Annotated in this window: 21 protein-coding genes; 7 read left to right on the forward strand and 14 right to left on the reverse strand. The window is 44.5% G+C overall.

Annotated elements, in window-relative coordinates:
- Nucleotides 1-168: 168 nt before the first annotated feature.
- From CKV62_RS08550 to CKV62_RS08560, 3 genes are all read right to left on the reverse strand, one after another.
- Nucleotides 169-507 carry a branched-chain amino acid transporter permease gene (locus tag CKV62_RS08550; protein ID WP_095066532.1) on the reverse strand — a complete coding sequence of 113 codons (339 nt, stop codon included), beginning with the start codon at nt 505-507 and terminating at the stop codon, nt 169-171.
- Entirely contained in the window at nt 500-1,165 is a 666-nt protein-coding gene (locus CKV62_RS08555) for an AzlC family ABC transporter permease (protein ID WP_095066728.1), read from the reverse strand. Before CKV62_RS08555 ends, CKV62_RS08550 begins: the two co-directional genes overlap by 8 nt.
- Before the next feature lie 111 nt (nt 1,166-1,276).
- Nucleotides 1,277-2,443: an iron-containing alcohol dehydrogenase gene (locus CKV62_RS08560; RefSeq protein ID WP_095066533.1), complete on the reverse strand. Its 1,167-nt coding sequence runs from the start codon at nt 2,441-2,443 to the stop codon at nt 1,277-1,279.
- A gap of 265 nt (nt 2,444-2,708) precedes the next feature.
- Here CKV62_RS08560 and CKV62_RS08565 point away from each other — a divergent pair, with 265 nt between their 5' ends.
- A complete protein-coding gene (locus CKV62_RS08565; RefSeq protein ID WP_095066534.1) occupies nt 2,709-3,521 on the forward strand; it encodes a MetQ/NlpA family ABC transporter substrate-binding protein in 813 nt (270 codons plus the stop codon).
- Nucleotides 3,522-3,669: 148 nt separating this feature from the next.
- On the opposite strand, the gene CKV62_RS08570 is transcribed toward CKV62_RS08565, so the two are convergent.
- The 6 genes from CKV62_RS08570 to CKV62_RS08595 all read right to left on the reverse strand — a co-directional run bounded on the left by CKV62_RS08570 (nt 3,670) and on the right by CKV62_RS08595 (nt 11,036).
- Nucleotides 3,670-4,485 (reverse strand): nitroreductase family protein, encoded by an 816-nt coding sequence (locus tag CKV62_RS08570; RefSeq protein ID WP_095066535.1) that lies wholly within the window; start codon nt 4,483-4,485, stop codon nt 3,670-3,672.
- A 323-nt stretch (nt 4,486-4,808) separates the two neighbouring features.
- The gene (locus CKV62_RS08575) at nt 4,809-6,365 is read right to left on the reverse strand and encodes a nitrite/sulfite reductase (protein WP_095066536.1); all 1,557 of its coding nucleotides are present in this window, start codon (nt 6,363-6,365) and stop codon (nt 4,809-4,811) included.
- A gap of 202 nt (nt 6,366-6,567) precedes the next feature.
- On the reverse strand, nt 6,568-7,959 hold the full coding sequence (locus CKV62_RS08580; protein ID WP_095066537.1) for a cation:dicarboxylate symporter family transporter: 1,392 nt from the start codon (nt 7,957-7,959) through the stop codon (nt 6,568-6,570).
- Between the two features lie 156 nt (nt 7,960-8,115).
- Nucleotides 8,116-8,841: a LutC/YkgG family protein gene (locus tag CKV62_RS08585; protein ID WP_038117310.1), complete on the reverse strand. Its 726-nt coding sequence runs from the start codon at nt 8,839-8,841 to the stop codon at nt 8,116-8,118.
- On the reverse strand, nt 8,841-10,286 hold the full coding sequence (locus CKV62_RS08590; RefSeq protein ID WP_095066538.1) for a LutB/LldF family L-lactate oxidation iron-sulfur protein: 1,446 nt from the start codon (nt 10,284-10,286) through the stop codon (nt 8,841-8,843). The genes CKV62_RS08585 and CKV62_RS08590 overlap by 1 nt, the downstream gene beginning before the upstream one ends.
- A 12-nt stretch (nt 10,287-10,298) precedes the next feature.
- Nucleotides 10,299-11,036, reverse strand: coding sequence for a (Fe-S)-binding protein (locus CKV62_RS08595; protein ID WP_038117313.1), 738 nt, complete (start codon nt 11,034-11,036; stop codon nt 10,299-10,301).
- A gap of 727 nt (nt 11,037-11,763) precedes the next feature.
- On the opposite strand from CKV62_RS08595, the gene CKV62_RS08600 reads away from it, so the two are divergent.
- Entirely contained in the window at nt 11,764-13,425 is a 1,662-nt protein-coding gene (locus CKV62_RS08600; protein ID WP_095066539.1) for an S-layer homology domain-containing protein, read from the forward strand.
- Between the two features lie 95 nt (nt 13,426-13,520).
- Nucleotides 13,521-14,960 (forward strand): S-layer homology domain-containing protein, encoded by a 1,440-nt coding sequence (locus tag CKV62_RS08605; RefSeq protein WP_095066540.1) that lies wholly within the window; start codon nt 13,521-13,523, stop codon nt 14,958-14,960.
- Nucleotides 14,961-15,178: 218 nt separating this feature from the next.
- Here CKV62_RS08605 and CKV62_RS08610 read toward each other — a convergent pair whose 3' ends face one another.
- Both CKV62_RS08610 and CKV62_RS08615 read right to left on the reverse strand, forming a co-directional pair.
- The gene (locus CKV62_RS08610; RefSeq protein WP_095066541.1) at nt 15,179-16,033 is read right to left on the reverse strand and encodes a polysaccharide deacetylase family protein; all 855 of its coding nucleotides are present in this window, start codon (nt 16,031-16,033) and stop codon (nt 15,179-15,181) included.
- Between the two features lie 12 nt (nt 16,034-16,045).
- Entirely contained in the window at nt 16,046-18,130 is a 2,085-nt protein-coding gene (locus tag CKV62_RS08615; RefSeq protein ID WP_095066542.1) for an OPT family oligopeptide transporter, read from the reverse strand.
- A gap of 508 nt (nt 18,131-18,638) precedes the next feature.
- On the opposite strand from CKV62_RS08615, the gene CKV62_RS08620 reads away from it, so the two are divergent.
- Nucleotides 18,639-19,994: a class II fumarate hydratase gene (locus CKV62_RS08620; RefSeq protein ID WP_095066543.1), complete on the forward strand. Its 1,356-nt coding sequence runs from the start codon at nt 18,639-18,641 to the stop codon at nt 19,992-19,994.
- A gap of 99 nt (nt 19,995-20,093) precedes the next feature.
- Here CKV62_RS08620 and CKV62_RS08625 read toward each other — a convergent pair whose 3' ends face one another.
- From CKV62_RS08625 to CKV62_RS08635, 3 genes are all read right to left on the reverse strand, one after another.
- The gene (locus tag CKV62_RS08625; protein WP_095066544.1) at nt 20,094-21,275 is read right to left on the reverse strand and encodes a metallophosphoesterase; all 1,182 of its coding nucleotides are present in this window, start codon (nt 21,273-21,275) and stop codon (nt 20,094-20,096) included.
- Nucleotides 21,276-21,447: 172 nt separating this feature from the next.
- Nucleotides 21,448-22,515: an A/G-specific adenine glycosylase gene (gene mutY / locus CKV62_RS08630; protein ID WP_095066545.1), complete on the reverse strand. Its 1,068-nt coding sequence runs from the start codon at nt 22,513-22,515 to the stop codon at nt 21,448-21,450.
- Nucleotides 22,516-22,522: 7 nt separating this feature from the next.
- Nucleotides 22,523-23,044 carry an 8-oxo-dGTP diphosphatase gene (locus CKV62_RS08635; protein ID WP_095066546.1) on the reverse strand — a complete coding sequence of 174 codons (522 nt, stop codon included), beginning with the start codon at nt 23,042-23,044 and terminating at the stop codon, nt 22,523-22,525.
- 207 nt (nt 23,045-23,251) lie between these two features.
- On the opposite strand from CKV62_RS08635, the gene CKV62_RS08640 reads away from it, so the two are divergent.
- The 3 genes from CKV62_RS08640 (at nt 23,252) to CKV62_RS08650 (ending at nt 25,265) form a co-directional block, all read left to right on the forward strand.
- Entirely contained in the window at nt 23,252-24,028 is a 777-nt protein-coding gene (locus CKV62_RS08640; protein WP_095066547.1) for a DUF4931 domain-containing protein, read from the forward strand.
- Between the two features lie 165 nt (nt 24,029-24,193).
- Nucleotides 24,194-24,931 carry a metallophosphoesterase gene (locus CKV62_RS08645; RefSeq protein WP_095066548.1) on the forward strand — a complete coding sequence of 246 codons (738 nt, stop codon included), beginning with the start codon at nt 24,194-24,196 and terminating at the stop codon, nt 24,929-24,931.
- 103 nt (nt 24,932-25,034) lie between these two features.
- Nucleotides 25,035-25,265, forward strand: coding sequence for a hypothetical protein (locus CKV62_RS08650; protein ID WP_095066549.1), 231 nt, complete (start codon nt 25,035-25,037; stop codon nt 25,263-25,265).
- Nucleotides 25,266-25,464 lie beyond the last annotated feature (199 nt).

Raw genomic sequence — 25,464 nt, forward strand, 5'->3', positions numbered from 1 at the left:
TGTTCAAACTATATGCCTCAAAGTCCGCTCGGTGTCCAATATGCTTTCATGCATCATTATCTAAAAATATCCGCTAATCCTATTAATAGAAAAAAGAACCGACTGATATTCAAAATACTTCGACTCCGAGAAGCGCATAACTTTGAAAATCAATCGGTTCTTTTTACTTTATTTCGGCACATTAAATACGAGTTGTACGAACATCATATAAACAACGGTTCCCGCCGCGATGGAGAGGAGCATATTACGTTTCCACAGGTGCAGCCCCACCGTAATCATAACAGCGATAAGTTCCGGTATGCCGTATGGATAGGAAAGTACTTTTGTTTCTTTCACGGTATAAACCACAAGCATACCCATTACGGCAGACGGCAAGGCCCGTCCCAAAAACAGAACAAACGGTGGCGCCGTCTTGCCGGGCGGAAATATAAGAAAAGCGCCGAAGCGGGTCAATAAGGTACCCGCCACGACGATGGCGACGGTCATAACCATTTCCATATCAGTCAAGGCGTACACCTCCCCACTTATACGCCACATAGCAGGCGATGAGCATCGCGGTCATCGATAACAGCATAAATGCCGATTTGCCAAAGAGGATCAGCATTACGGTAGCTACCACGGCACCACACAATCCAAAGATTTTAATGGTCCTGTTTTTAGCGTTTAACAGCATTTCTAAAAAGACCACGATAAACAGTCCGGGCAGCACGAAGTCGATACCGCGCAAGTCAACGGTGGACAATAAGTTCCCAAAAAGTCCACCGACAAAGGTGCTGAACACCCAAAACACATAATTCAACCAGGACACGTGAAAGTAAAACCACTTTTTATCCACATCATCAGGTAATGTTGTGGTCGCATTGATAGCGAAGCTTTCATCACACATCCAGGCCACCGTAGGAAACCATTTCCACCCCATATCGGTATAGCGCTGTAACATCGACAGGCCGTAGAAAAAGTGACGACCATTCACAAACATGGTCAACAGAAATGCATTAAACGGATCAAAGCCGGCCATGAGCATTCCGATGGTAACAAATTCCATCGATCCTGCAAAAATAGTTGCCGCCATAACGGGTGGAACCCACCACGGAAAACCTTGACTCGTCGCATATAGACCGAAGCCGAGCCCGATAAAGAAAAAGCTGATACCCATGGGAATCATAATGGGCAGTGCAAAGGAAAAGGAACTGCGTTTTTTTACAGTCGCCCCATGATGTTCATCGGGCTGAGATATATTCATCGTCTCGACTCCATTTTTTAACATAAAATATTATTACAAAGCACGTTTCAAAATTTCCCGCGTCACATCCGGCGTAATGTCACCATGTTCGCCAAGGGCTACCATTCCATGCTCTTCCAGTTGCTTAACGATGCGTTCAATGGACGTTTCGTCCAAATCATAATCTTTCAAATGTGTAGACACACCGAGCGATTCAAAGAACTCGCGGGTCTTCGCAATAGCCGCATCAGCCTTTTCATCCTTCGACCCCTCGTCGATATGCCATACACGCTCCGCATATTGAACCAATTTATCGAGCTTGTCCGCCTTTTTCACCGTTAACAGTGCAGGCAACACGATTGCCAGTGTTATACCGTGGTCCAAATGATATGCGGCGGTCAATTCATGTCCGATGAGATGTGTCGCCCAATCTTGCGGCACACCGGCACCGATGAGGCTGTTCAGCGCCAAGGTCGATGCCCACACATGATTCGCTCGAACATCGTAATTTTCCGGCTCTTCGACGGTTTGACGTCCGATTTCAATCATGGTTTGCAAAATACCTTCCGCAAATCGGTCCTGAATGCGCCCGTCCACGGGATATGTCAAATATTGTTCCGTCGTATGTACAAACGTATCAATAACACCGTTTTTCACCTGTTTCTCCGGCAATGTGAAAGTAAGTGTCGGATCAAGCATGGAGAATTTCGGAAACACCAAATCACTGAATACCGGGAACTTACCGTCCCCATAAGTAATAACGGCGCCATTATTCATTTCAGACCCCGTTGCAGGCAGTGTCATAACCGTTCCGAACGGAACCGCTTCAGGCACCATGGACGTCGGTACTGCAGGAACCCCTGCTTTCAATACATCCAGAACAGGTCCGTCATACTTGGCGCCCAACACGATGAGCTTCGTCGCATCCACAACGGATCCGCCCCCTACGGCAAGAATAAAATCCATATCATGGTCCTTAATGAAAGCTACCGCCCGTTCACAAGTCTCAAGGGACGGATTCGGCTCAATACCACCGAACTGTTCCACCTTGCGATTACCAAGTGACTTTGTGATTCGATCGATAAGACCGCTACGCACTGCAGAACCGCCGCCGTAAGTAATTAGAATCTTGGCATCCTTCGGCACTAATGTATCCAATTCAGCCAATCTATCTTTACCAAAAACAATATGTGTAGGATTGTAGAAATCAAAATTAAACATAGGCCCTCCTAAACATCGTATAAAAATCGTTACATAAATAAGATTAAATATTATTGCTCCAAGCCAATAAAAATATTTAATACGCATTATATTATATAGTATATAATGCTCTATAACTTTCAGTATATCATAGTTCAATAAGACTACTATACATCATGTCATAACTAAAATCTATAGCAAACCGGTATATTTTAGTCTATGTACAAGAACCCATTTCAATGATAGGATATAAAAAATAATCTATTACAGAAAGGAATATGTGTATATGAAAATCAAAAAATTACTCGCTCCTGTCCTCATCGGCATTTTAGCATTCGCCATTGCGGGATGCGGCAGCAACGAACAATCAAATACTCCTAAAGAGATCAAGATCGGAGCTACAGCCGGTCCGCATGCGCAGGTAGCTGAGGCGGTAGCAAAGGAAGCAAAGAAACAGGGTATTGATCTCAAGGTAGTCGAATTCTCCGATTACGTAACACCGGATAAGGCACTTGCGGACGGAGATATTCAACTCAATGCATACCAGCATCAACCGTATCTGGAAAACTTCAATAAGCAAAACAATACCAACCTGGTTCCTATCGGCAAAACGGTGTCACTGCCAATGGGTCTATATAGTAATTCCGTACACGGCGTAGCGGATGTACCGGAAGGTGCCATCGTAGCGATTCCAAATGATCCGACCAACAGCGGCCGCGGTCTTGCATTACTCGCTAAAGCGGGGCTCATTACATTGAAAGACGGCGTCGGCTTTAAAGCGACCGTAGCGGACATCACCTCAAATCCTAAGAAACTTCAAATCCAGGAACTTGAAGCAGCTCAATTGCCACGCAGTCTCGATGACGTCACAATCGCCGCTATTCCGATGAACTACGTTCAAAGCGCAGGTCTCGATGTAGATAAACAGGGCTTCTTCTGGGAAGGGAAGGACGAGCTGTTAACAATTATAGTGCTCGCCGTTCGCGAACAGGATAAGGATAATGAAACTTACAAGAAAATTGCGGATATCTATAAATCCGATGCAATTAAACAGTTCATCAAAGATACATTCAAAGGATCTATTACATCCGCCAACTAAGCATACTCCAAAACACTAACACTATATACGAAGAGGGCTGTACGTTCAATATGTTTTCATCATATCGAGCGTGCAGCCCTCTTTATTATGAATTCCGGATTATAGACAAAATCAGCACTAAACATCTATTATCTATTACCTATAATCTTTATTCTTCTGTATCGAATGTGACTTCTAAAGGTTGTCGTTCAACAATATTGCGATATCGCACTTTAGGATATCCCATCAAAACGGCGCCGGCAATGACCTTATCATCCGGTACACCTATCAATTCTAGCAACGGCTCGTATTCCGCTTCACCGGCGTGTTCAAAGAACCCCGCCCAGCACGTACCGAGCCCGACAGTCGGAGCATATAATTCCGCATAAGATAAACAAGAATGCCCGCTATCATGAGTTCGATGTACATCTTTTTTCGAGCCTATAGCCACCACCAATGCCGGAGCATCTCGCAGGATATAATCCTTGCCCTTATCCACTTCGGCTTGGGCCGCTCGAGCGTACAGACGCATAATAGGCACCGTTTTTGCCGCAAAATGCATCCACTCAAGAACAAGGTCCGAAATACGATGCAACGTCTGTTTGTCGCGGATTACAATATATGAAATACCCTGTGTATTTGTTGCCGTTGGTGCCATACGCGCCACGTTTAAAACCTGACGAATCAGCTCCACAGGCACCGGTTTATTCTGATAATTTCGGATAGATCGACGACTGCGCAAAAACAACTCCGCCTGTTGTGGCGTCAGCTTTTGCTCTTTCATAATGTCAACTTGTTCATTTCTCGGTGTCATATCACTGTCTAAAGCAAGTGTAGGACATACGGAAACACAATGACCGCAAGAAATACAGCCACCCTTACCCGTTACCGGCCCATCCTCGGTCATCACTAGCAGTCCTGTAGGACAGTCAGCTACGCAGAGGCCACATCGAGTACAGACTTCTGTATTTACTGTAAATAACATCTGATTAATCCTCCAAACACATACTATACCGCCTATTATATCACATACAATCAAATTATATCTAGATTTTGATTTTTCCATAGCTATACAGCAGCCATACAACCGGTGTTATCTCTAGATTTAAATTTCCTCATAGCTATATAACATCCGTACAACCGATGTTATCTCTAGATTTTGATTTTCCCATAACTATATAGAAGCCATACAACCGGCATTATCTTTATTTAACACCAGCATCTTAAACTGTATCACAAATAAAAATATCCCCTATACTCGCCTGCGCCATGGTTCATCAAATTCAGGTACGAGTATAAGGGTATATTCTATTCAAATGATTTAATAAGATTCATATACTCCGATTTATGCGTCAATCGCCAGGCGCCGAAATCAGGTTCAGGCGCTTCATTCAGAATATTTGCCAACGCTTCCATAAATTCGGGGATCTTCGTAGATACGATGTTCCCGGCCATCTTGCCGAAGTTTTCAGAGCCCATATGTTCCGATCCTCCGTCCACAAGGATAAACGCCGGTTGCGGTTTCTTGTCCACCAGTTTTACGGACCCGTGAAAGCCGATTTCTCCGATTTGATGTGTGCCGCAGGAATGCGGACATCCTGAGATATGTAGCCGTGGCAGCTTCTTCGTATCGATACCCTTTTCATCTAAATGGGTAAAGATAGCTTTCAAAAGGCCGTTGGAATCCTGCATTCCGATTTGACACACCGTCGACCCTACGCAGGACACGGAACGACGGAAGTCATTCACAGCACTATCATCCGTGAGAGAAGCAATTTTTCGAGCTTCGTCCGCGGTAAGATTGATGAAAAATATCGCTTCATCCGGTGCAATACGAGCCTCCACCTGATCCAATGTAACCGCATAATCCAGTGCCGCTAGCAGATGCTCTACATCGGCATCGCCACCGACCGGATGATATTCCACATAATACAGCCCTTCCTGCTTCTGTCGATGAATACGATGATTCAGAACAGAATCGTCACGCTTGCCGGACTTCGTAATTTCATAAGCATATCGAGCCGGATCAATGGTCAGATTTTCCACTTCTTTCACCATGTTCAATGTTTCTTCATAGACCTTGATGAAAGCCTCCGCACCGCCCATTTCAGCCGGCATATATCGCGTACGAGCCTTACCGCGATTCTTAAAATTTCCGTGATTGGCAAAGACCATGAGCATAGCTTTCACATGATACAAAACATCCTCAGGCGCCACATCGCGAGCCACAGGAATACCGATGCGAGGATTAGGCCCGATGCCTCCGCAGGCATATACATCAAAGGTATTGTGCTTATTTAAATTGAAACCCAGATCCTTAAATGTCGCATGAGGCGTGCTGTCAAAACCGTTATCAATGCCCATCTTGAATTTACGGGGAATCTTGATGAAGAACATCTGCTCCAAAATATATTCTCCGATAGCCGTTGCATACGGCGTAATATCAAAGGTTTCGCGGGGATCAATGCCCCGCAAAATACTGGCCACCAAATTAGACGGATTATCTCCGCCTGCACCGCGATTGTAAATACAGTGTTCATAACATTCTTTAAAAAGGCTGAGAATCGTCTCCCCGTCAAGGCCATGCATTTGCAGACACTGGCCCGTCGTAAAATGCACATGTTTTAAATTATATTTACGAATAGCACCCGCCAAAAACTGCATCTGGTCACGAGTTATACGGCCTCCGTTAAACCGCCAGCGGCTCATACCCGTCTCGGCACCGCGCTCCGCATAACTGCCGAATGCACCGGACTGTCCTTTATAATCAACAATGGACATTTCCTTTTTATAAAACTTGCGCGTCATATCCTCAAACTTAGGATAATCCGCAATCAAGCGCTCTTTCACTTCTTGTGTAATCATAATACTTACCCTCTTGGCTTATATCTATTAAGCATGATAAACAACTTTGTATCGATTTTTATATCGTATACTCATACCTATTATAGTATTACCGATGACACTTTTCTCATATCGATTAGAAATATATCGATTTACAATTTGTAATAATTATTACTTATTTTTGTGAAAGAAAAAAGAACAGCCTGAAAGCTGTTCTTTCCTTTTATACATTTTCTTGATTTAGATTATTATACGCATCCTTATCGATGGTGCCCATGATTTTATCCACTACCAATGCATTCGTCAAGGAACCGGATACATTGAGGCATGTACGCCCCATATCGATCAACGGATCGATGGCGAGAATCGGACTGATGGATGTGAAGTATGCACCAAGTCCTGTACCGCTAAGAGATACGGAAGCCGCCATCGTTGCCGTCCCCGGTACGCCGGCGATGCCGACGGAACCGATAGCGATAACGATAACACTCATGATGTACATAGTCAAATCAAAAGGAATATTTGCCACGTTGGAGATATATACAACCACTAATGCAGGGAATACGCCCGCACAACCCTGCATGCCCGCCGTTGTACCGAAAGATGCCACTGTATTCGCCGTCGTAGGATTAACGCCGAGACGTTTCGTCAAGGTTTCCACCGTAAGCGGCAATACGCCCATGGAAGAACGGGATGTAAACGCCAACAATAACGGTGCTTTAGCCTTCTTGAAATATGTAATCGGATTATACCCGAAGCTTGTAATCAAAATGGCCTGAATAACGAACATGATCAAAAGACCTGCATAGAGAAGAACTACAAAAAGTCCCATGTCCAGAATCGCCTGTAAACCGCGTGTAGCCAATGTGGATGCCAAGAGCGCCACCACACCGTACGGCATCAAGCCGATGATAAAATCAGCTACCCACGAAATCAATTGATGCAGTTCATCAAACAATTTCGTGAATACTTCCATGGAATTTGTACCCGTCTGCTTCAAAAGACGGGCAACGCTGCCGAGGATGATGGCAAACACAACGATGCCGATGACATTCGTCTCTGCCGCCGCCTGAATCGGATTGCTTGGAATCAAGGCGCGAAATGTATCCACCATCGGTTTGATATCACGAATCTTTTTACCTTGTTCCACGATATCGAAACCTTGACCCAATCCGAACGCATTGCCGAGAACGAGACCTACTATAGCAGCCACCGCCACCATGCCGAGATTTGTACTCACCATAGCCACTACCAGTTTTTTAAGATTAGCACCGGCCTCCATGTGCAGAATTACATGAACAATAGAGATAAATACGATAGGAATAACAAGCATACGGATCAAATCAATAAATCCGCCCCCTACAAGAGAGAACCATTTCGTACTTTCTTTAATATACACGACCTGTGAAGGATCATCCGGGAATCCCGCAATAATTTGAATGGCCACACCGATAATAGCACCGGCGATGGTACCGATAATAACTAGATTACCAAAAGACGTGCCCTTGCGCTGCAATCTGTATATGTCGAATAATACCAATATAAACACGGCAATGATTCCCAGACTCAACGGATTACTGAGCATCAGGTAATCTTGAAAAAATGGAATATTCATAATTGCTCTCCTTTAATTCATATCTTAATAATAGGTTATAAGAAAAGTATAGCATATATCGAAAAAATTGCAACAAAAAAATCCTCCTGAAAAGAAATTCTTTCACAGGAGGATTTACTATCCGAACAGACCGGTTCAAATAGGTTTTATAGAAAATTAATCCACTAAGATATATGTTACTTGAATAGGACCATGCGCACCATCTACAGTAACCAGCTCAATATCAGCTGTACGGGACGGGCCGGAGATCAAGCAGATATTTGTAGGGAAATTAGCAGGATCATTGTTATAACGTTCCGTCAAATGTTCCATAGTCTGTGTCATACGAGGATTGATACTGTTAGTGTATAAAACGGCAATATGCGTTGTCGGCAACAAGCTGATGGCACGTCCGGATTCAACGCCGGAAGCCTGTACTACAGTAGCGGTTTCAGCGATACCGCAATACGGGAATGTAATACCGATATCTGCATTAGCGGTATTAGAAATATTTTCTTCACGGCCTTTAGATGCATCCCATTGGAAATACGTACGTTTACCGCCGTTAGAAGCCTCATCCTGTTCAAACAATTCTTTTAGTTTATATTGTTCAACCTCAGGAGAGCTTGGGAATACAACCTTACCGTTCCCCCAATCCTCAATAGCAGCCAATATAGTTTCACCCAATTTATCAGGCGTAGTATTTACATATTTTGTACCTACACGGTCACATTGTTCCTTGAACATAGTGATAACTTGTTCACGAGATAAATCCTTGAACATAGTTTCTTGAGGACCATGGCTGTAATCAAAATCTTCCACAAAAGCTGGGCACATTTCCTGATCACGGCCTAATGCACGAGATAAACGTGCAATAAATTGTTTACGTTTAGCTTCATCCATTATTTATTCTCCTTCTTTTTATTCTTTTCATGTTCAGCATATAAATCACGGAATTTCTTGAACTTCAAGGAGCCCAATTCTTTAGACTTGGTCCAGCCGTTCATTACAGGAACAGCTTGTGTCCATTTAGGCATATTGCCTTCGCTGTTGCTGATTAAATTCATACCGATAGCGCCTGCTTTTGTACCGAGGTCGAATAATGTAGCATTACCGAACATTTTCGCGGCAGCAGTAAAGATAGCTTCTTCCGCTTTCGGACGAGTCTTTTCAATATCAGCCATAATATGACGATGTTCCATCAATAATTCATGCAACGGAATCGCTACCGGACAGTTTTCCGTACATGCGCCGCACAATGTGGATGCATATGGGAGATCACCCGCTACATCATATCCTTTGAACAATGGAGTCAATACGGCACCCATCGGACCCGGATATACGGAACCGTAACCGTGACCGGACACATGGCGATATACAGGACAGATGTTCATACATGCACCGCAGCGGATACAACGAAGCATATCCTGGAATGTACCGCCCAAGATGCCGGAACGACCGTTATCGATGATGATGATATGTGTTTCTTCAGGACCATCCGCTTCACCTTCACGAGCAGGACCGGTCATCATGGAGAAGTAGTTGGAAATCTTGGAACCTACTGCGGAGCGGTTCAACATTTCCATCATAATGTCAAGTGCTTTGAAATCAGGAACGATACGTTCAGTCCCCAAGAAGATCAATTGAGTCTTAGGAATGGAACTGGCCATACGACCGTTACCTTCGTTGGAAACGATAGTACATGTACCGGAGGAAGCAACGGCAAAGTTACAGCCGTTAACCCCTACATCGGCTTTGAGGAAGCGTTCACGCACATAACCACGTACGAAATGCGTCATTTCTGTAGGATTTTCCGTGCCTGTATAGCCTAATTTTTCAGCGAAAATTTCACGAATTTTATTACGTTCAAAGTGAAGGCCGGGAACAACGATATGAGATGGAGGACTTACAGCAGTTTGCAAGATAAACTCAGCCAAGTCAGTTTCGTTAACTTCGATACCAGCTTCTTCCAACACTTCGTTCAAACCAATTTCTTCCGTCAAAATTGTTTTGGATTTTACGATCATCTTCGCTTCGCGTTGACGAAGAATATCCAATGCAATTTGAGTCGCTTCTTTGTCATCAAAAGCAAAGTGAACTTTGGAGCCCGCTTTTTCGGCATTTTCAGCAAACTGGTTTGTATAATAGTCAAGATTATTCAATACGTGGTCGCGTATACGCGCTGCTTCAGCGCGGAAATCCAACCATTCAGGAACATCCGCAACTACGGTATTACGTTTATCATAAAACACGTCTTGTGCTTTTTTGATGGCTGCAACTTTGAAATCGTCAGCCAAGCATTCTTTTATGCGTGTTTTATAGGGGCGATTGTCATATATAAGTGCCATGTCGTCTCCTCCTTAACGGCAGTTCAAGATTTCAGCAATATGCATTACCTTAATACGGCGGTCGATTTCCCCTTCTTTATGAAGGCGATCGAGCATACCGGCGATATTCATCAGACACGCCTGGTCGGAACCGGAAATAACGTTGGCACCGGTACCGGCGATTTCCAATGCTTTTTCACGTGTCATCACTTCGCTGATTTCAGGGTTTTTAACCGAGAAAGTACCGCCGAAACCACAGCAACGGTCCGCACGAGGTAATTCGATCAATGTCATATCTTTTACATTGCGAAGGAGTTTGAAAGGAGGCTCTTTAACGCCCATCAACCGGGTAACATGGCAAGATGTATGATATGTAACGGTTTCGTTAAAACGAGCCCCTACATCCTCTACACCTAATACATCCGTAATGAATTCCGTGAATTCATAGATTTTAGAGCTTAATTTTTCAGCTCGCGCTTGCCATTCAGGCTGACCTTCCAAGAAATGCTGGTATTCATCGCGAATTGCAAATGCGCAAGAGCCGGACATGCTGACTACATATTCAGCGTTTTCAAAGCATTCGATCGTGTTCTTGATGGCATCCATAGCCGCATCATTATAACCGGAGTTTGTAAACATTTGTCCACAACATACTTGTTTCTTAGGAACCACGAGTTCGCAGCCCAATCTTTCAAGTACTTCTACCCCGGCCATCCCCACATGAGGGTAGAACATGTCAATCAAACACTGTTGGAAAAGATGAATTTTCATATTATCGTCCTCGTCTTTTCTAGTACTTAACCTAATAAAAAATTTTGATATGTATGTATGATGACAAGATCTCTTGTAAAATCAACCCACAAAAAACCTGCCCTGAACATTACTTATGCTTTCAAATATCTATTCGAAAGCTTTATCGTTATAATTATAAATTAATAATGCATGAAATGTCCAAAGGATTGCTATATTAGTATGAACCCATTTATTTAAACTATCGTTATGCGTTTTTCTCATAGGAAACATTGAATTTTATCACATATATTGTAAATGCCATTAATTTTTTCTGTAAAAGCCTTGTAAAACCTGTATTTTGCAAATATTTATCATTTGTCATACCAGCAACGGTCTACACCTTTTTAACATCCATTCTTTTACTTTTAAACATCCATTCTTTTGTTTTTTGCATTTTATTTTCGGACGTTAATATTTGCAGATAGATGCAGATAGATCTAAATATTTAGTCCCGGTTCTAAACATTTATGTTTTAATATTCACCATTCATTTTTATTAAATAGAATTCAAAGTTCGTCATATAATTCCATTTAAAATTCATGCTGCATTATTTACGAACTTTCATCATACATTTATATAACTCCGACGACATGCTTAAATTCATGTAATTTTTATGCTCATATATTACATTTTCTTATAGTAGTCCATCAATTTAAAAAGTGCTATAATTTTACTTATATAAGTATAGTTTGAAAGGAGCCTTTTCATGAAACTAAATAAATTATCCTTATCCTTGGCAATTACATTGGCCTTGGGATCCACATTCGGCATGGCTCACGCTGAAACAACCGCAACGCAAAACAAAACGACAACAGTGACAAACACAACGGTTAAACCGCTCCCTGTAAAAGCAACAACTGCAAAAACCGCTCCAAAAGCGACCGCGCAGAAGGCTGCCTCTACAGACAAAATGACCGCTGAAAAAAATGCGGATACTGAAACCAAAGCAGCTGCCGCGACAAAATCAGCAGCAGATACTAAGGCGACAGCTCACACCGCGGCTACGACCAAGGCCGAGGCTAAACCTGTAACCGGTGCAAAAACGACGGAAACCGCAACGGCACATAAAGCGATAAAAGAAAATTTACCGGTCGGCGTATATTCCGATACGAAAGACAGCTGGGCACGTGATGCAATTCAAGCGATGACACAGGCCGGATATTTATCGGGTTACTCGGATAACACATTTAAACCGAGTCAACAAATCACACGTGAACAAGCTGCCGCAATTTACGGCAAAGTGTTACAGAGCAATTTAAATGCTCAAGATTTGACCGCTCTTACAGCAAAGGAAGAAGCGACTACGTACTCCGATGTAGCCGCTGACCGTTGGTCTAACTCCGCTATCAAATTGGTAAGTGCCGCAGGTGTTATGGAAGGTACGTCTAAAACGGCATTCAATCCTACAAAGGCAATGAATCGAGAAGAATTTGTCGCATCTGCTGCCAGCTTAGCGAAAAAACTCAACATCTCCCCTGCTGTAAAAACCGAGAAAGTGGCTTTCAAAGATGAAGCAAGCATCTCCAAAGAATATTTAGCCGATGTACAATACATGGCGCAACGCGGTATCGTATCCTCCGGTGCGACAGAAAGTTTTAACCCGAAACAACCTGTAACACGCGCACAGGCGGCAACGATTTTACATCGTCTACTTAACGGCGCCGGCTTGGCAACAGCTAAACAAGGTACAACAGAAGCAGCCGGAATGGATGCCGGTACTGTAGCGGGAGACATGTCCAAGTCCGATAAAACGGTAGATGCATCAAAAAAACATAAAGACATGAAATCGGATGTGGAGAAATCCGAAAAGGCCGCTAAAGAAGACGCTAAAAAAGCAAAGAAGGAAATGAAGGACGTTAAAGCTGCAAAAGAGGTTAAGGAAACTAAAACCGAACCGGTTTACAACGTACGCCCCGTTCGTCGCAGCACATTAAAAGCATTGGATCAGAAGCAACAAGCCGCTTTGGAGAACAAAGTGTTCACGGAATTGAATAAAACATACAAAACCGATGATGCTTTCCAAGATTATGGTGTTATGTATTGGCGCGACAACCAATTACATGTGGCATTAAAAACGGACAGCGACATTCCTACTGTAAAAGCGAACCTTGCAGCCCGTGGTGATTCCACTATAAACAACTACGTTGTGGTGGAACCTTCTCAATACAGCCAGGCCGAATACGATGCAATCGATGCGAACTTCCGCAACTACTACAGCAAAAACGAAAAAGCCGGCAATATTCTGGCTACATTCCCTGATGTAGAAAACAATCAACTCTATGCAGTAGTATCTACCGCATCGAAAGAAACGCAACAAGGCATCGCCAAATTGTTCGGTTCCAAAGTAAAAATGACAGTTAAACGCTAATCACGTCTATACTCAATCACCTAAAGCAGCGTATACCATGTAAGTATTACGCTGCTTTGGTATATCCTAGCATCCAAAGATTAGGAAGGATTTTTATGAACAAGAATACTAAGTATACATTGCACGCTCTCGTTTTAGGAGCCTTGGTAGCGACTACCGGCCTGACGGCAGCTAATACAACATCCACTGCGGCAACTGCCAATACGGTTCCATCGACAGCTCGTGCGGCTACACAGTCGGCACACGCGGCTGCGGCAACTGATAAATCAGCTATAACAAATGCTAAATCCCCTTTGCCATCAGCTGCAACCAATTCACAAACAGCTTTAGAAACAAGGGAATCAAGAACGGAAAGTAATCCACAGAGACCGACCAATAACGATTTATCCACGGAAACACAAACCTCAGTTGTAAATCAGCAGTTACCTGTCGGTGGTCCTGCTGATATCCAGAATGTACGCCCTTATATTTTCTCCGACGTGCCGAGCGATTTCTGGGCCGCTAACTCCATCAGTACCGTTACAAGAGCGAATCTCATGAAAGGCTATTCGGACGGTACTTTCAGACCGAATCAACCGATGACACGCGAAGAAGTGGCGAGTCTTTTCAATAACATTACAAATGACGGACAAGCCGCCTTTTTATCGAGCAAATTCAAGGATATAACGTCTGACCGCTGGTCCGCCCTCGCAATCGAATCGGTGGCACGGAAAAATATCATCAGCGGCTACGGCGATGACACTTACAAGCCGGAAAAATACATGTCCCGCCAGGAATTTGCCGTAGTAGCGGATAATTATATACATTATCTAGGTTATACCACTGAGGACCCTACCGTTCTCGATACGGTCGCATACGGTGACCAGAAATTCGTCGCTCCTTGGGCGCAAGACGCCGTGCGCGAGTTAGCATACTTAGGCTTTACAAACTATGCACCGGGCACCTTATTTAATCCGGAAAAATACATCACCCGTGCAGAAGCGGCGGAAATCACCTATCGCATGACACAGACGGAGCAAGCCTTAGCGTTCCACAATACATTATTCAGACAACAGGTGGAAAACAAAACGGTCCGTATCATCGACAATGCATTAAATTACGGCAATGACTTTACAAAATTCCGCAATGACGGGGCCCTCTTCTGGGAAGCAGGTCAACTATATGCCTCCTTGACGGATCAAAAGAAAGTAGACCTCGTTGCCAAGGCGATTGCCGATGCTCACGATTTACAATTAGATAAAACCGTAGTCGTATCGAAAGGTAAATTGACACAGGTGCAACTGGAAGATTATCAGTCCGATGCCATCGCCCTCTATCAGGAGAAAGAACCGAAAGGAAAGATCATCTCCATCTATCCGAACACGGACACGAGTGCACTCATCATTACCGTTGATTCCATCCAAAAATCGACGATGAAAGCATTTAAAAAGAAATTCCATGATAATGTCTTCTTGCAGTTGCCGCCTGAACCACTTACAGGCGGCTCGGACGGGAACATTCACTTCCCATTGCCGCAGCGCAACACAAAAAAATAAGTCTTAAAACAACGATGGAGCTAGTATTACTAGCTCCATTTTCTATACCCCCCCATATGATTTTCATACAACACAGATACCCTATAACCTAACATTTATATAACGGACACATGAAAGCGGTCGCATCCCATCGGGTACGACCGCTTTCATAATAAACTTTCACAATAAAACAGTACTGTCTATACACGCAATGAATCTAACCGACACACAAGGTTAGATCATTTTTTTGTTACATCATTTTCATGATCCCGCAAATTGCCGACCGGAACATATACGGTACCGGCACTATGAGCGGAATCCACATCTTGTTGCAGAATCATCACAACGGAATAATCGTCGGTTGTATAGAATTCGCTAGGCAATTTGTCAATTTTAAAGTCATTGCCGAGCTTGTTCTTCACATCCTGATTATTGTTAATGGCATTTACCAACTCTTTCTTGTTGATACCGCCAAGGTCATATAAGGAAATCTGGCGACCTGTCGTGGTATTGAAAGTAAAGCCTTTTACAAAGTTCACACCGTTTGCATCATTGTCGCGCATCGTATAGGTGTGAATCAACACGCTGAGGATGCCGTTCTTATCCGTTTTTACATCGTAGTACATAACTACATTTGTCTTATCGGATTCCTTAGCATTTAATTTTTCCACATCATTTTGTACCTTGGAAACGTACTTCTTGATGGTCGTATTAATCGCTTTTTCCACGACAGGGCTGACGGATTTTACCTCAGGGAATACGAGATCCAAGTGATCCGTTGTGGATTCAATCGGAGATACACCGACTTCCTTGCGGTCCATATAGCGGTCCGCATTAGGAGCTACCACTTCTACAGTTTCGCGGTCAACTTTACCGGCTACGGTACGTAATGCACGATTTTGTTCCGGTGTAGCGGTACTGGAAATGCGATACGTCAAATCATTACGATTCACCTTGCGAGCGGATGTGTCGACTTGTTGTTCGGCTTGCACCGTTCCGTTATCCTTCGTAACAGGAATAACATCGCCTGCCGCCAAGGATGTGAGCGGCAACGCCGCCGTCATCATGATGAGTACAGTCTGTTTTAGTTTCATTGCAATAACCTCTTATTTTTCTAGTTCCTGTTCAGCTTTCATAGCGAGAGCTTCTTCTTTATTGAATTTGTGTGTTACAACACGACGAACCAGATATAGACCTGCAAAGATGAAAGCAAGCAACCCTAACCAACCTGCATTACTTTCAAATTCAGGACCGACTAATTGAAGTGGAGATTCTCCACCACCGGTTGTAACTGACAATACAATAATAGCAGCTATGAGGACACCAATCAAGCTTTCACCGACAATCAAGCCGGATGCGAAGAGAACACCACGGCGGTTCGATTGCTCCACATCGTACTCGGCAAGCTCGCCGGCACGCATTTTAGCACGAGCCACAAGATAACGGCCTACGAAATAGCTGATGAAAGAACCAATAATAAGCGGTACTTCTAAAGTAGGCGGTAAATAAATACCCATACCGACAGCCAATGGAGGCAATGTTAAAGTAGCGGTTGTGCTCTTTAGGATCAAGTTAACGATAATCGCCACAACACCGACGCCAACGCCGATCAGGATGTAATCCCAGTCCATGCTGGAGTTGAAGATACCTTGCGCAATGGTAGTCATCAGCGTCGCCTGTGGAGCCGATAATGCAGCGCCCGGATCCATTTCGGCACGTGGCAACGCACCTGTGAAGCCGTATGCCTGGTAAAGCAAATTAAGTACCGGAGCAATCGCAACGGCACCGGCTACGGAACCGAGCAACAGGGCAATCTGTTGACGCCAAGGTGTAGCACCGACGAGCTGACCTGTTTTCAAATCCTGCAAGTTATCATTGGAGATAGATGCAATCGCGATAACCACGGATGTCATGAAGATGGCCATAGCGGTAGCAAATTGAACACCTGCTTCGGTAGCGAACAAATTATTCTCCGATGCGATGAAGTATACAACAAGGGAGGAAATAATCGTCGCCAAAATACCGATACCCGAGATTGGAGATGCAGATGTACCGATAAGACCGGCCATGTAACCACATGCAGCAGCTACGAAGAAACCGATAAGCAATGCTACAATAATCCCTACAACAACGAGTGTCCACATCAAGCTTGTGCTGATAGGTACAGCGGATACGAAGTCCCAGAATGTGAACACTAAACCGACAAGGATGATTGCGAACACGATCAGAACAGATTTAGTATTCATATCCGTATCCATGCGATGTGTTTCGCGTTCTTCAGCACTGCTGTTCATGGATTTTACGGAGATTTTCATACCTTCGATAATAGGCTTAATCAATGTGATCAAAGTCCAAATCGCCGCGATACCGATGGCACCGGCACCGATAAAGCGAACCTTTTCTTTCCAGATGCCCATAGCGAATTTAGCAGTTGCACCGCCATCCGGAGCATACAGATTCGTTAAATACGGTACGAAACCTGCCCATGCGACGAGAACACCGACCAGGATAGCGATACCGGATGCGATACCGATAAGATAACCGGCCCCCAATAATGCTGTAGAGAACCCCAATGGGATTTGAGTAATACCTTTACTACCAGCAGGAATCCAGAAGCTCATGCTGTCGCCAAGTACTTTGAAACCGTTCGCACAAAGGCTGATAAGTCCGGCTACAAAACCGCCGGATACGATATCCTTCATACCGGAATTAGATTGTGGACCTTCATCTCCGTTATGAGAGCCGACCTTCAAGATTTCCGCCGCCGCACGGCCTTCCGGATACGGCAAATCACTGTTCACCACCATGGCACGACGCAACGGAATGGTGAATAAAACACCTAGAGAACCGCCGCAGGCGCAGAGCAGAAATGTCTGCCAGAACGGGAAACCGTTCCAATACCCAAGCATAAGCAGACCGGGTAAAATAAAGATAATAGCGGACAAGGTCCCAGCTGCAGAAGCCTGAGTTTGTACCATATTATTTTCAAGTACGTTTGAGTCCTTGAAAAAACGCAAAATCGCCATAGAAATAATGGCAGCCGGAATGGATGACGAGAATGTCAAACCTACCTTCAAACCGAGATATACGTTAGATGCTGTAAAAATAACAGTAATCAATGCACCAAGTAGCATCCCACGCAATGTCAGTTCCGGCAGATGAAGGTCATGGCTCATAAAGTCATGTTTCATAAGTACTTACCTCCTCTGTGAAATCATAAACTTAAAACAATATACTAAGCTACTTCCATTTTATCGTGTTAAAGCGATGATTTCAATATATATGCGTAATTATAATGTATACATGTGAAAGGGTATAAATTTAAGATTCTCCAACAGATATTTTGAAAGGTCTATCCTGTATCATAAATACTTTATTATGCGTGGTAGTCCTACAAAAGCTTCCAAAGCCTCCAAAGCCACCTACCCCGCTATGCGGGGCCGCTAAGTCGGTTTCGGGCTATCGCCGTTCTGTTTCTCAAATCCGCAAATCACATAAAACATGTATACAAATTAAAATAAATTATCACATATATATTGAGCGAGAAAAAATCTATATGCACATAGCGCATATAAAGCCCGTATTTATATGAAAATAGAAATCATTTGCATTTACTATATACAAATGTAATTTATTCCACATATAATGAATATATACCGACAATGAGGTCGGCATGTTTTTAAGGAGGTTGTAAACATTATGGAAACAAGAATTGAATACGATTCAATGGGACCAGTCGAAGTCGACGCTAGACGAATTTACGGACCTCAAACGCAGCGCTCGTTCAATAACTTTAAGATCGGTGACCACCGCATCCCTATTGAACAGATCAAAGCGCTTGCGCTTGTCAAAAAAGCATGTGCTTTAACTAATGCGAAATGTGGCGCCGTAACGGAAGAAAAAGCGAAACTCATCGCTCAGGTAGTTGATGAAATCGTGGACGGCAAATGGGATGAAGAATTCCCGCTAACCGTATTCCAGACCGGTTCCGGCACGCAGACTAATATGAACGTGAACGAAGTTATCGCTCACCGGGCCAAACAATTGGATGAAAGCAACCCTCTCCATCCGAATGATGATGTAAACCGCGGTCAAAGTACAAACGATACATTTCCTACGGCAATGCATATCTGTGCGTATTTTGAAATCACTAAACGCGTTATCCCTGCATTGGACGGCCTGATCAAATCATTCGAAAAACTACAGAAAAAAGGTAAAGGTCTCCAAAAGGTAGGTCGTACACATCTGCAAGATGCGACTTTCATCATGGTGGATCAGGAAATCAGCGCCTTTGTGGACGGTCTAAAAACTGCCAAAACTATGCTCGTTCAAAATGCCGATTACCTGCTCGATGTGGCTCTTGGCGGCACCGCGGTCGGCACGGGTGTAAATACGCCGAAAGGCTATCTGGACGTTATGGAAACCGTGTTGCCTAAGGTAACAGGCGCTCCGTTCCGCGTGAAGAACAACAAGTTCCAGGGTCTTTCCCTGAAGGATGCTTTCATGATGGCTCACGGCGCGCTCAATACGTTGGCGACAACCTTATTTAAAATCGCCAACGATGTGCGATTCCTGGGCTCCGGTCCTCGCTGCGGCTACGGCGAATGGCATCTGCCTGAAAACGAACCGGGCTCCTCCATCATGCCGGGCAAGGTTAATCCGACACAGTGCGAAGCCCTCGCCATGGTATGCGCTCAAGTATTCGGTCATAACACGACGATGACGCTCTGTGCAGGCAGCGGTGCCTTCCAGTTGAACGTGTACATGCCTATCATGATCTATGACTTTGTTGAAAGCTGTCGTCTACTGGCGGATGCGATGAATTCTTTCACAACGCACTGTATCGACGGCGTAGAGTTCGTACCGGAAAAACTTAAATTCTTCGTTGAACAGTCCCTCATGATTGCTACGTCCTTAACGCCGTACATCGGCTACGATAAGAGCGCCAAGGTCGTAAAAGAAGCGTACAAACGCGGTTGCTCCATCAAAGAAATCATCCTGGAAGAAAAACTCATGACCGAAGACGAATTTGCTGAAGCAGTTCGCATGAAATAACCTCCTCTCTACTTTGACATAACTATAAGATCCTCTCATACCTCAAATGAACGTATAAGAACCCCGCTACGGCAAATCCGTATCGGGGTTCTATTATTTCTACGCTATCCCGTCAAAGAATGTAATGACCGTAATTTCTCGCGGGCAGTTTATGCGAATCGGAAACCAATGGCCCGATCCGTTATTTACATAGCACACGCTATTTTTTTCCACATAGCGGCCCTTGACGTATGGTGTGCCGATCGGCACCACCGGTATACCGAAGAGAACGATCTGGCCTCCGTGTGTATGGCCCGACAACGTAAGAGGTATATTGCGTTCAACGGCTTCTTCAAAGAACTCAGGATGGTGCGCCAACAGGATGACAAAAGCGTAGTCGGGAATACCGGACAAGGCCTTTTCCATGAACCGCTCCCGTTCCTCCTTTTCGCGTTTATTATCGTACGCAACACCCGCAATATAGACCGGCTGTCTGCCGCCCATGATTTGAATATTGCTGTTCACGAGAACATTCATAGGCGTGTTCATCTTCAACTCGTCCAGCACCTTATTCACGTCGTGATGATATTCATGATTGCCCAGAATGTAATCGACGCCGTCAGGGATTTGTTTTGTGAAAGTCGTCAGTCTTTCACAAACCTGAGGCAACCAATCCAATCTGTCGATCAGATCACCGGTGATTACGACGCGATTCGGTTTCTCCATGAGCGCCATATTCAGGATTTCATCGAAATCATCGAGGTCGATGCACGGACCGATATGAATATCGCTGATCTGTACGATTTTATAGTTCTTAAGTCCCTCAGGTAAATTCGTATAACCGAAAGACTCATGGGTAACGACTATCTCATGCTGCCCCGCAAAGGCCGCATAACCGGAGCCGCCCACCGTCGCCAACGGCACCAAGGTCGCCGCCGTTCTGAAGAAAGCGCGTCGTCCCGTTCTATTTTCTTCAGGGGTCTTGTTAAATATCTTATTAACAATCCAATACAATATACCTAAGAGGATAAATACGGGAATAGCCAGGAATAAGCCCATCAAAAAGCCGTAGCTTTCAGTTCTAAATATATTCATCAACGGATAGTACTGCGTGCCGAACAAGTTCGCCTGATACATCATATAGTATATGACCGCCGCAAGCCATCCGCCGATTATGAGAATATAGCCTATCCATGCAGGCCACCGCTTTTTAGGTTTCCACAAATTGAGAAATAGAAGCCAAAAGCTCACCAGTCCTACAGTAAGGATGGTGAAAAAGATTATATTAAATAGTAGTCTCATGCGTTCTCCAACTATGCCGATTCAAAGCCGGCCAATCCAGCGCCATATATTCCATATACAGCCATACATACCGATAAAATACCGTCGATATTGTTTAATTATATCGCAATTTATCAATGCAATCTAATATCTATGATGCAAGAATATATTCACAGCCCAACTACAAGGCATTCTATCTTGCAAGCTCCGTCAATTTACCGTGCGGTCCCGCCCATGCGTAATCGGAAAACTCTTCACGTTTGATGAGCATCCAGTCCTTCGGCAAATCGCGGTCTATAGATTTGGTCAAAGTCCCGCGAAAAGCTTTCATAAACCATTTTCTATGGGAAAATACATGGGTCAGTTCCTTTACGAGAACGGGCTGCAGGGACAGTTCAAAGCCTAAATCCGCTACCAGTTCCGCTAGCGCCTGTTCACCGTCATCAAAGGCGGATACACCTTCAACGGACGGAAATTCCCACATGGATCGCAACAGTCCACGGTTCGGGCGTTTATGCAGTAAATAGTAATCTTCATATTGCAAAATGCCTACGAATACTGGAACATCGACGACCTTAGTTTTCTTGATGCGCACCGGCAGCTTGTCCGTATCCCCCTGTTGATAGGCATCGCAAAGATTTGCAATGGGACATTCACCGCAGCGTGGCGCCTTGGGAATGCATACGGCGGAGCCGAAATCCATCAAGGCCTGATTAAAGTCGCCCGGCCTGTCGTGAGGCAAGGTTTCCTCCACGATGGCGGTGATCAGCTTCCGGCCCTTCGTGCTCAAGATATCCTCAAATATTCGGTACAACCGCGCGTAAATGCGCAATACATTGCCGTCGACGGCCGCCTCCGGCTCATTATAAGCCATGGACAGGATAGCCCCCGCCGTGTAAGAACCCACGCCCTTTAAGGATTCCATCGTCTTTCTGTCATGAGGCACGACACCGCCGTAATTTTCAACGACGTCCTTCACTCCGAGCCGCAGGTTGCGAGCCCGACTGTAATACCCGAGCCCCTGCCAGGCATGAACGACTTCATCCTCGGATGCGTTCGCCAGGTCCTGCAAGGTCGGAAAGAGCCGCATCCAGTTGTCATAATACGGCTTCATCGCTTCGATGCGCGTCTGCTGGCTCATCACCTCGGACACCCAGATTTTGTACGGATCTCCGCAATCGCGCCACGGCAATTCACGCTTGTGCACATCATACCACGCCAATAACTGTGGTACCCACTTCGGGCTCTTCACCTCTGCCATACTACCTCTACTCATTAATATACAAATCAATTCTGGCCAGATGTTCGCTTTCCATAACGGATTCCATCGCGGTCAAATCCATCTTGTCCACCGTACTGTTATCACGGGCGAACACGATAGGCCCTTTCAACTTTTTATTCTCCAGCAGCATCGGCAACCAGCGCCGATCGCCGTCCCACATATGCGCGTACGGCACATCCTCCGGCTTGAACCAGTGCGGCTCCATCTCATCCGTTTCCGCTACAATGCCTGTGAAAGTACGTAGAAAATAAACATAACTCACATGGGTTAAACTTTCATCAAAGGGAAACTGAAAATCGAAAAGAGCCACGCATTCAAGGTCCTCCTCACGGGCTGAAAGGCCGGATTCCTCAAACAATTCACGAACGGCACAGGCGCGGAAGCTTTCACCAGGATTGAGCTTGCCACCGAAGCCGTTATATTTATCGGCACCGAAGCCGCGTTTTTTACGTCCCAACAATATGCGATTGTCCTCATCGATGGGAAATACCAACGTTGTAGGTCTCATATATCCTCCCCGGCGATAAACTGACGCGCTGATTTCTAATAAATTAAATATTGCATCAACTAAATGCCTTGATGTACAACTATTTCCGAACGATCGTTGCACGGCCATTTGATGACATTATATTATTATATCATTATTTTATGTACGAATGGACTAGTTGTGGTATGATTAAAAGTATAGATTTTGTGATAGAAAAGGAGGCGCACCATGAACAGGCCGCTCATTTTTGACATCGCACTGGGCCGCACAAAGCCCGTCAATATGCGTAACGAACAAGTTCGGTGTCCCTTCTGCGACAGATCGCAATTAACGGATATTCTCGATACATCCGGACATATCATCTGGCTCATGAATAAATATCCCGTATTGCACGATACATGGCCTACGGTCATCATCGAAACGGAAACGGACGACGGCGAATTCTCCACATTACCCCTCGACGAAGCGACCCGCATCATGCAGTTCGGCCTCGATAAATGGCGCGAAACGATGCAGACAAACGAGTTCGCCTCCGTTTTATTTTTCAAAAATCACGGTCCCATGTCGGGCGGATCCATCCGACATCCGCACAGTCAGATAATCGGACTCAAAAACTACGATTACTGCGAAGATATCACCGTAGAGAGCATGAACGGCTGGTTACTGCATGAAGATCAGGATGTGCGCATCACCCTGTCGACACAGCCGATTATCGGGTTCTTTGAATATAATATACGCTTTAAACCGGATGCTCCAACACGCTCCGTGGCGCTTCGATTACAGCAGGTTTTACGCTATCTGTTACATACCATTGCCAACTTTACGCAGTCCTATAATTATTTCTTTTACGACTTAAAGGACGGCTACAATTACATAAAGATTGTGGCAAGATATGTAACGACACCGCTCTACATCGGCTATAAAATTCCGCAAACCTGCGACGATGACAGAGCTGCCAAGATTATACAGGACATCGCGCCTTATCTGCAAGGAAACAAAAAATAATTACACTTTTTTGAATATCAGTTAATCATAAAAATATTATTTCGGTAACAGTCGAATCGAAGTAATGCTATAATGACAGCCGCCCAACAATCGGAACAAGGCTTACAGTTATACCGAATTCAGTAAATATAATGAATCAGAAATATATAATTTGAAAGGAACTATATGAAAGTATTTGCCATCGGCGACCTCCATCTATCGGGCACACCTCCTACAAAGCCGATGGATATTTTTGGGCCTCACTGGGCAAACCATTGGGATCGCATAAAGGAGGATTGGAATGCCAAGGTCAGCGATGAGGACATCGTCTTTCTCGTAGGCGACATGAGCTGGGCCTTAAGACTTGACGAAGCGGCTCATGATTTACGGGAAATCGCCTCCATGCGAGGGAGAAAATATATGATTCGCGGCAATCACGATTACTGGTGGGCCTCTGCCAACAAAATGAAACAGCTTATGGGGGATGCCATTACCTTTATTCAGGGGCACGGCACAGCGCAAATCATCGATACCGCCGAAGGCCCTCAAATCATAGCCTTCGGCGGCACGCGCGGCTATCTCTGCCCGGGGGATTCCCACTTCGTACCCGATACGGACCAATCCATTTATAGTCGTGAACTGATGCGAACCGAATCGGCTTTACAGGAAATGGATGCCGCCATACAACAGCTATCCGATTTGCCGGTAACCAAAATATTACTGATCCATTACCCGCCGTTTAACGACAGCAATGAACCGTCCGGCTTTACGGAGCTGATGGCTCGATATGACGTCGATATATGCATATTCGGTCATTTACACGACCAGATTTCATTTAAACGGATTCCAAAAGAGTTCGGCACTACAAAGCTGGAACTCGTATCGGCAGACTACATGGAATTTACATTACAACGAATCCTGTAATGTAAAAGATACTATAAAAGACAATCCATAAATATCAAATAATATTAAACGATATAAATGCAACACAAGTACTAACATACCTATTATCCATCAAGGAGACACGATGAGTCGTATTCACAAGGAACATTTACAAGCCGGCTATATCTTCGGCGATGCCGTCAATAAAGAGTACATCTACTTGCCGTCCGGCGAAGTCGGCACGGACCATCCTCTGGCGGTTCTGGAAACGCCTACAAAGCGCGAGGATCTCACACTGGATGAAGCGGTGCACATGATTGATACGCTTTCACTAAAGCGCTGCACGCACCCTAAATTGGGCAAGAAATCATTTTAATTACATAGCTAAATAAGCAAAATAATAAAATAGCGGATTGTTGACTACAACCTGCACTCCAGAAAATCAACATGATTTCTGAAAGTGCAGATTAGTATATTAAATCAACAATCCGCTATTTTGATGTAGAGGCTGTTTATTACGGCCTCTTTTGTTCTTTCGTTAGCTTATAAAAGAACCATTTTGTTATCTTTGTTAT

It is taken from the genome of Veillonella rodentium, from assembly GCF_900187285.1.
Classification (GTDB): Bacteria; Bacillota; Negativicutes; order Veillonellales; family Veillonellaceae; genus Veillonella; species Veillonella rodentium.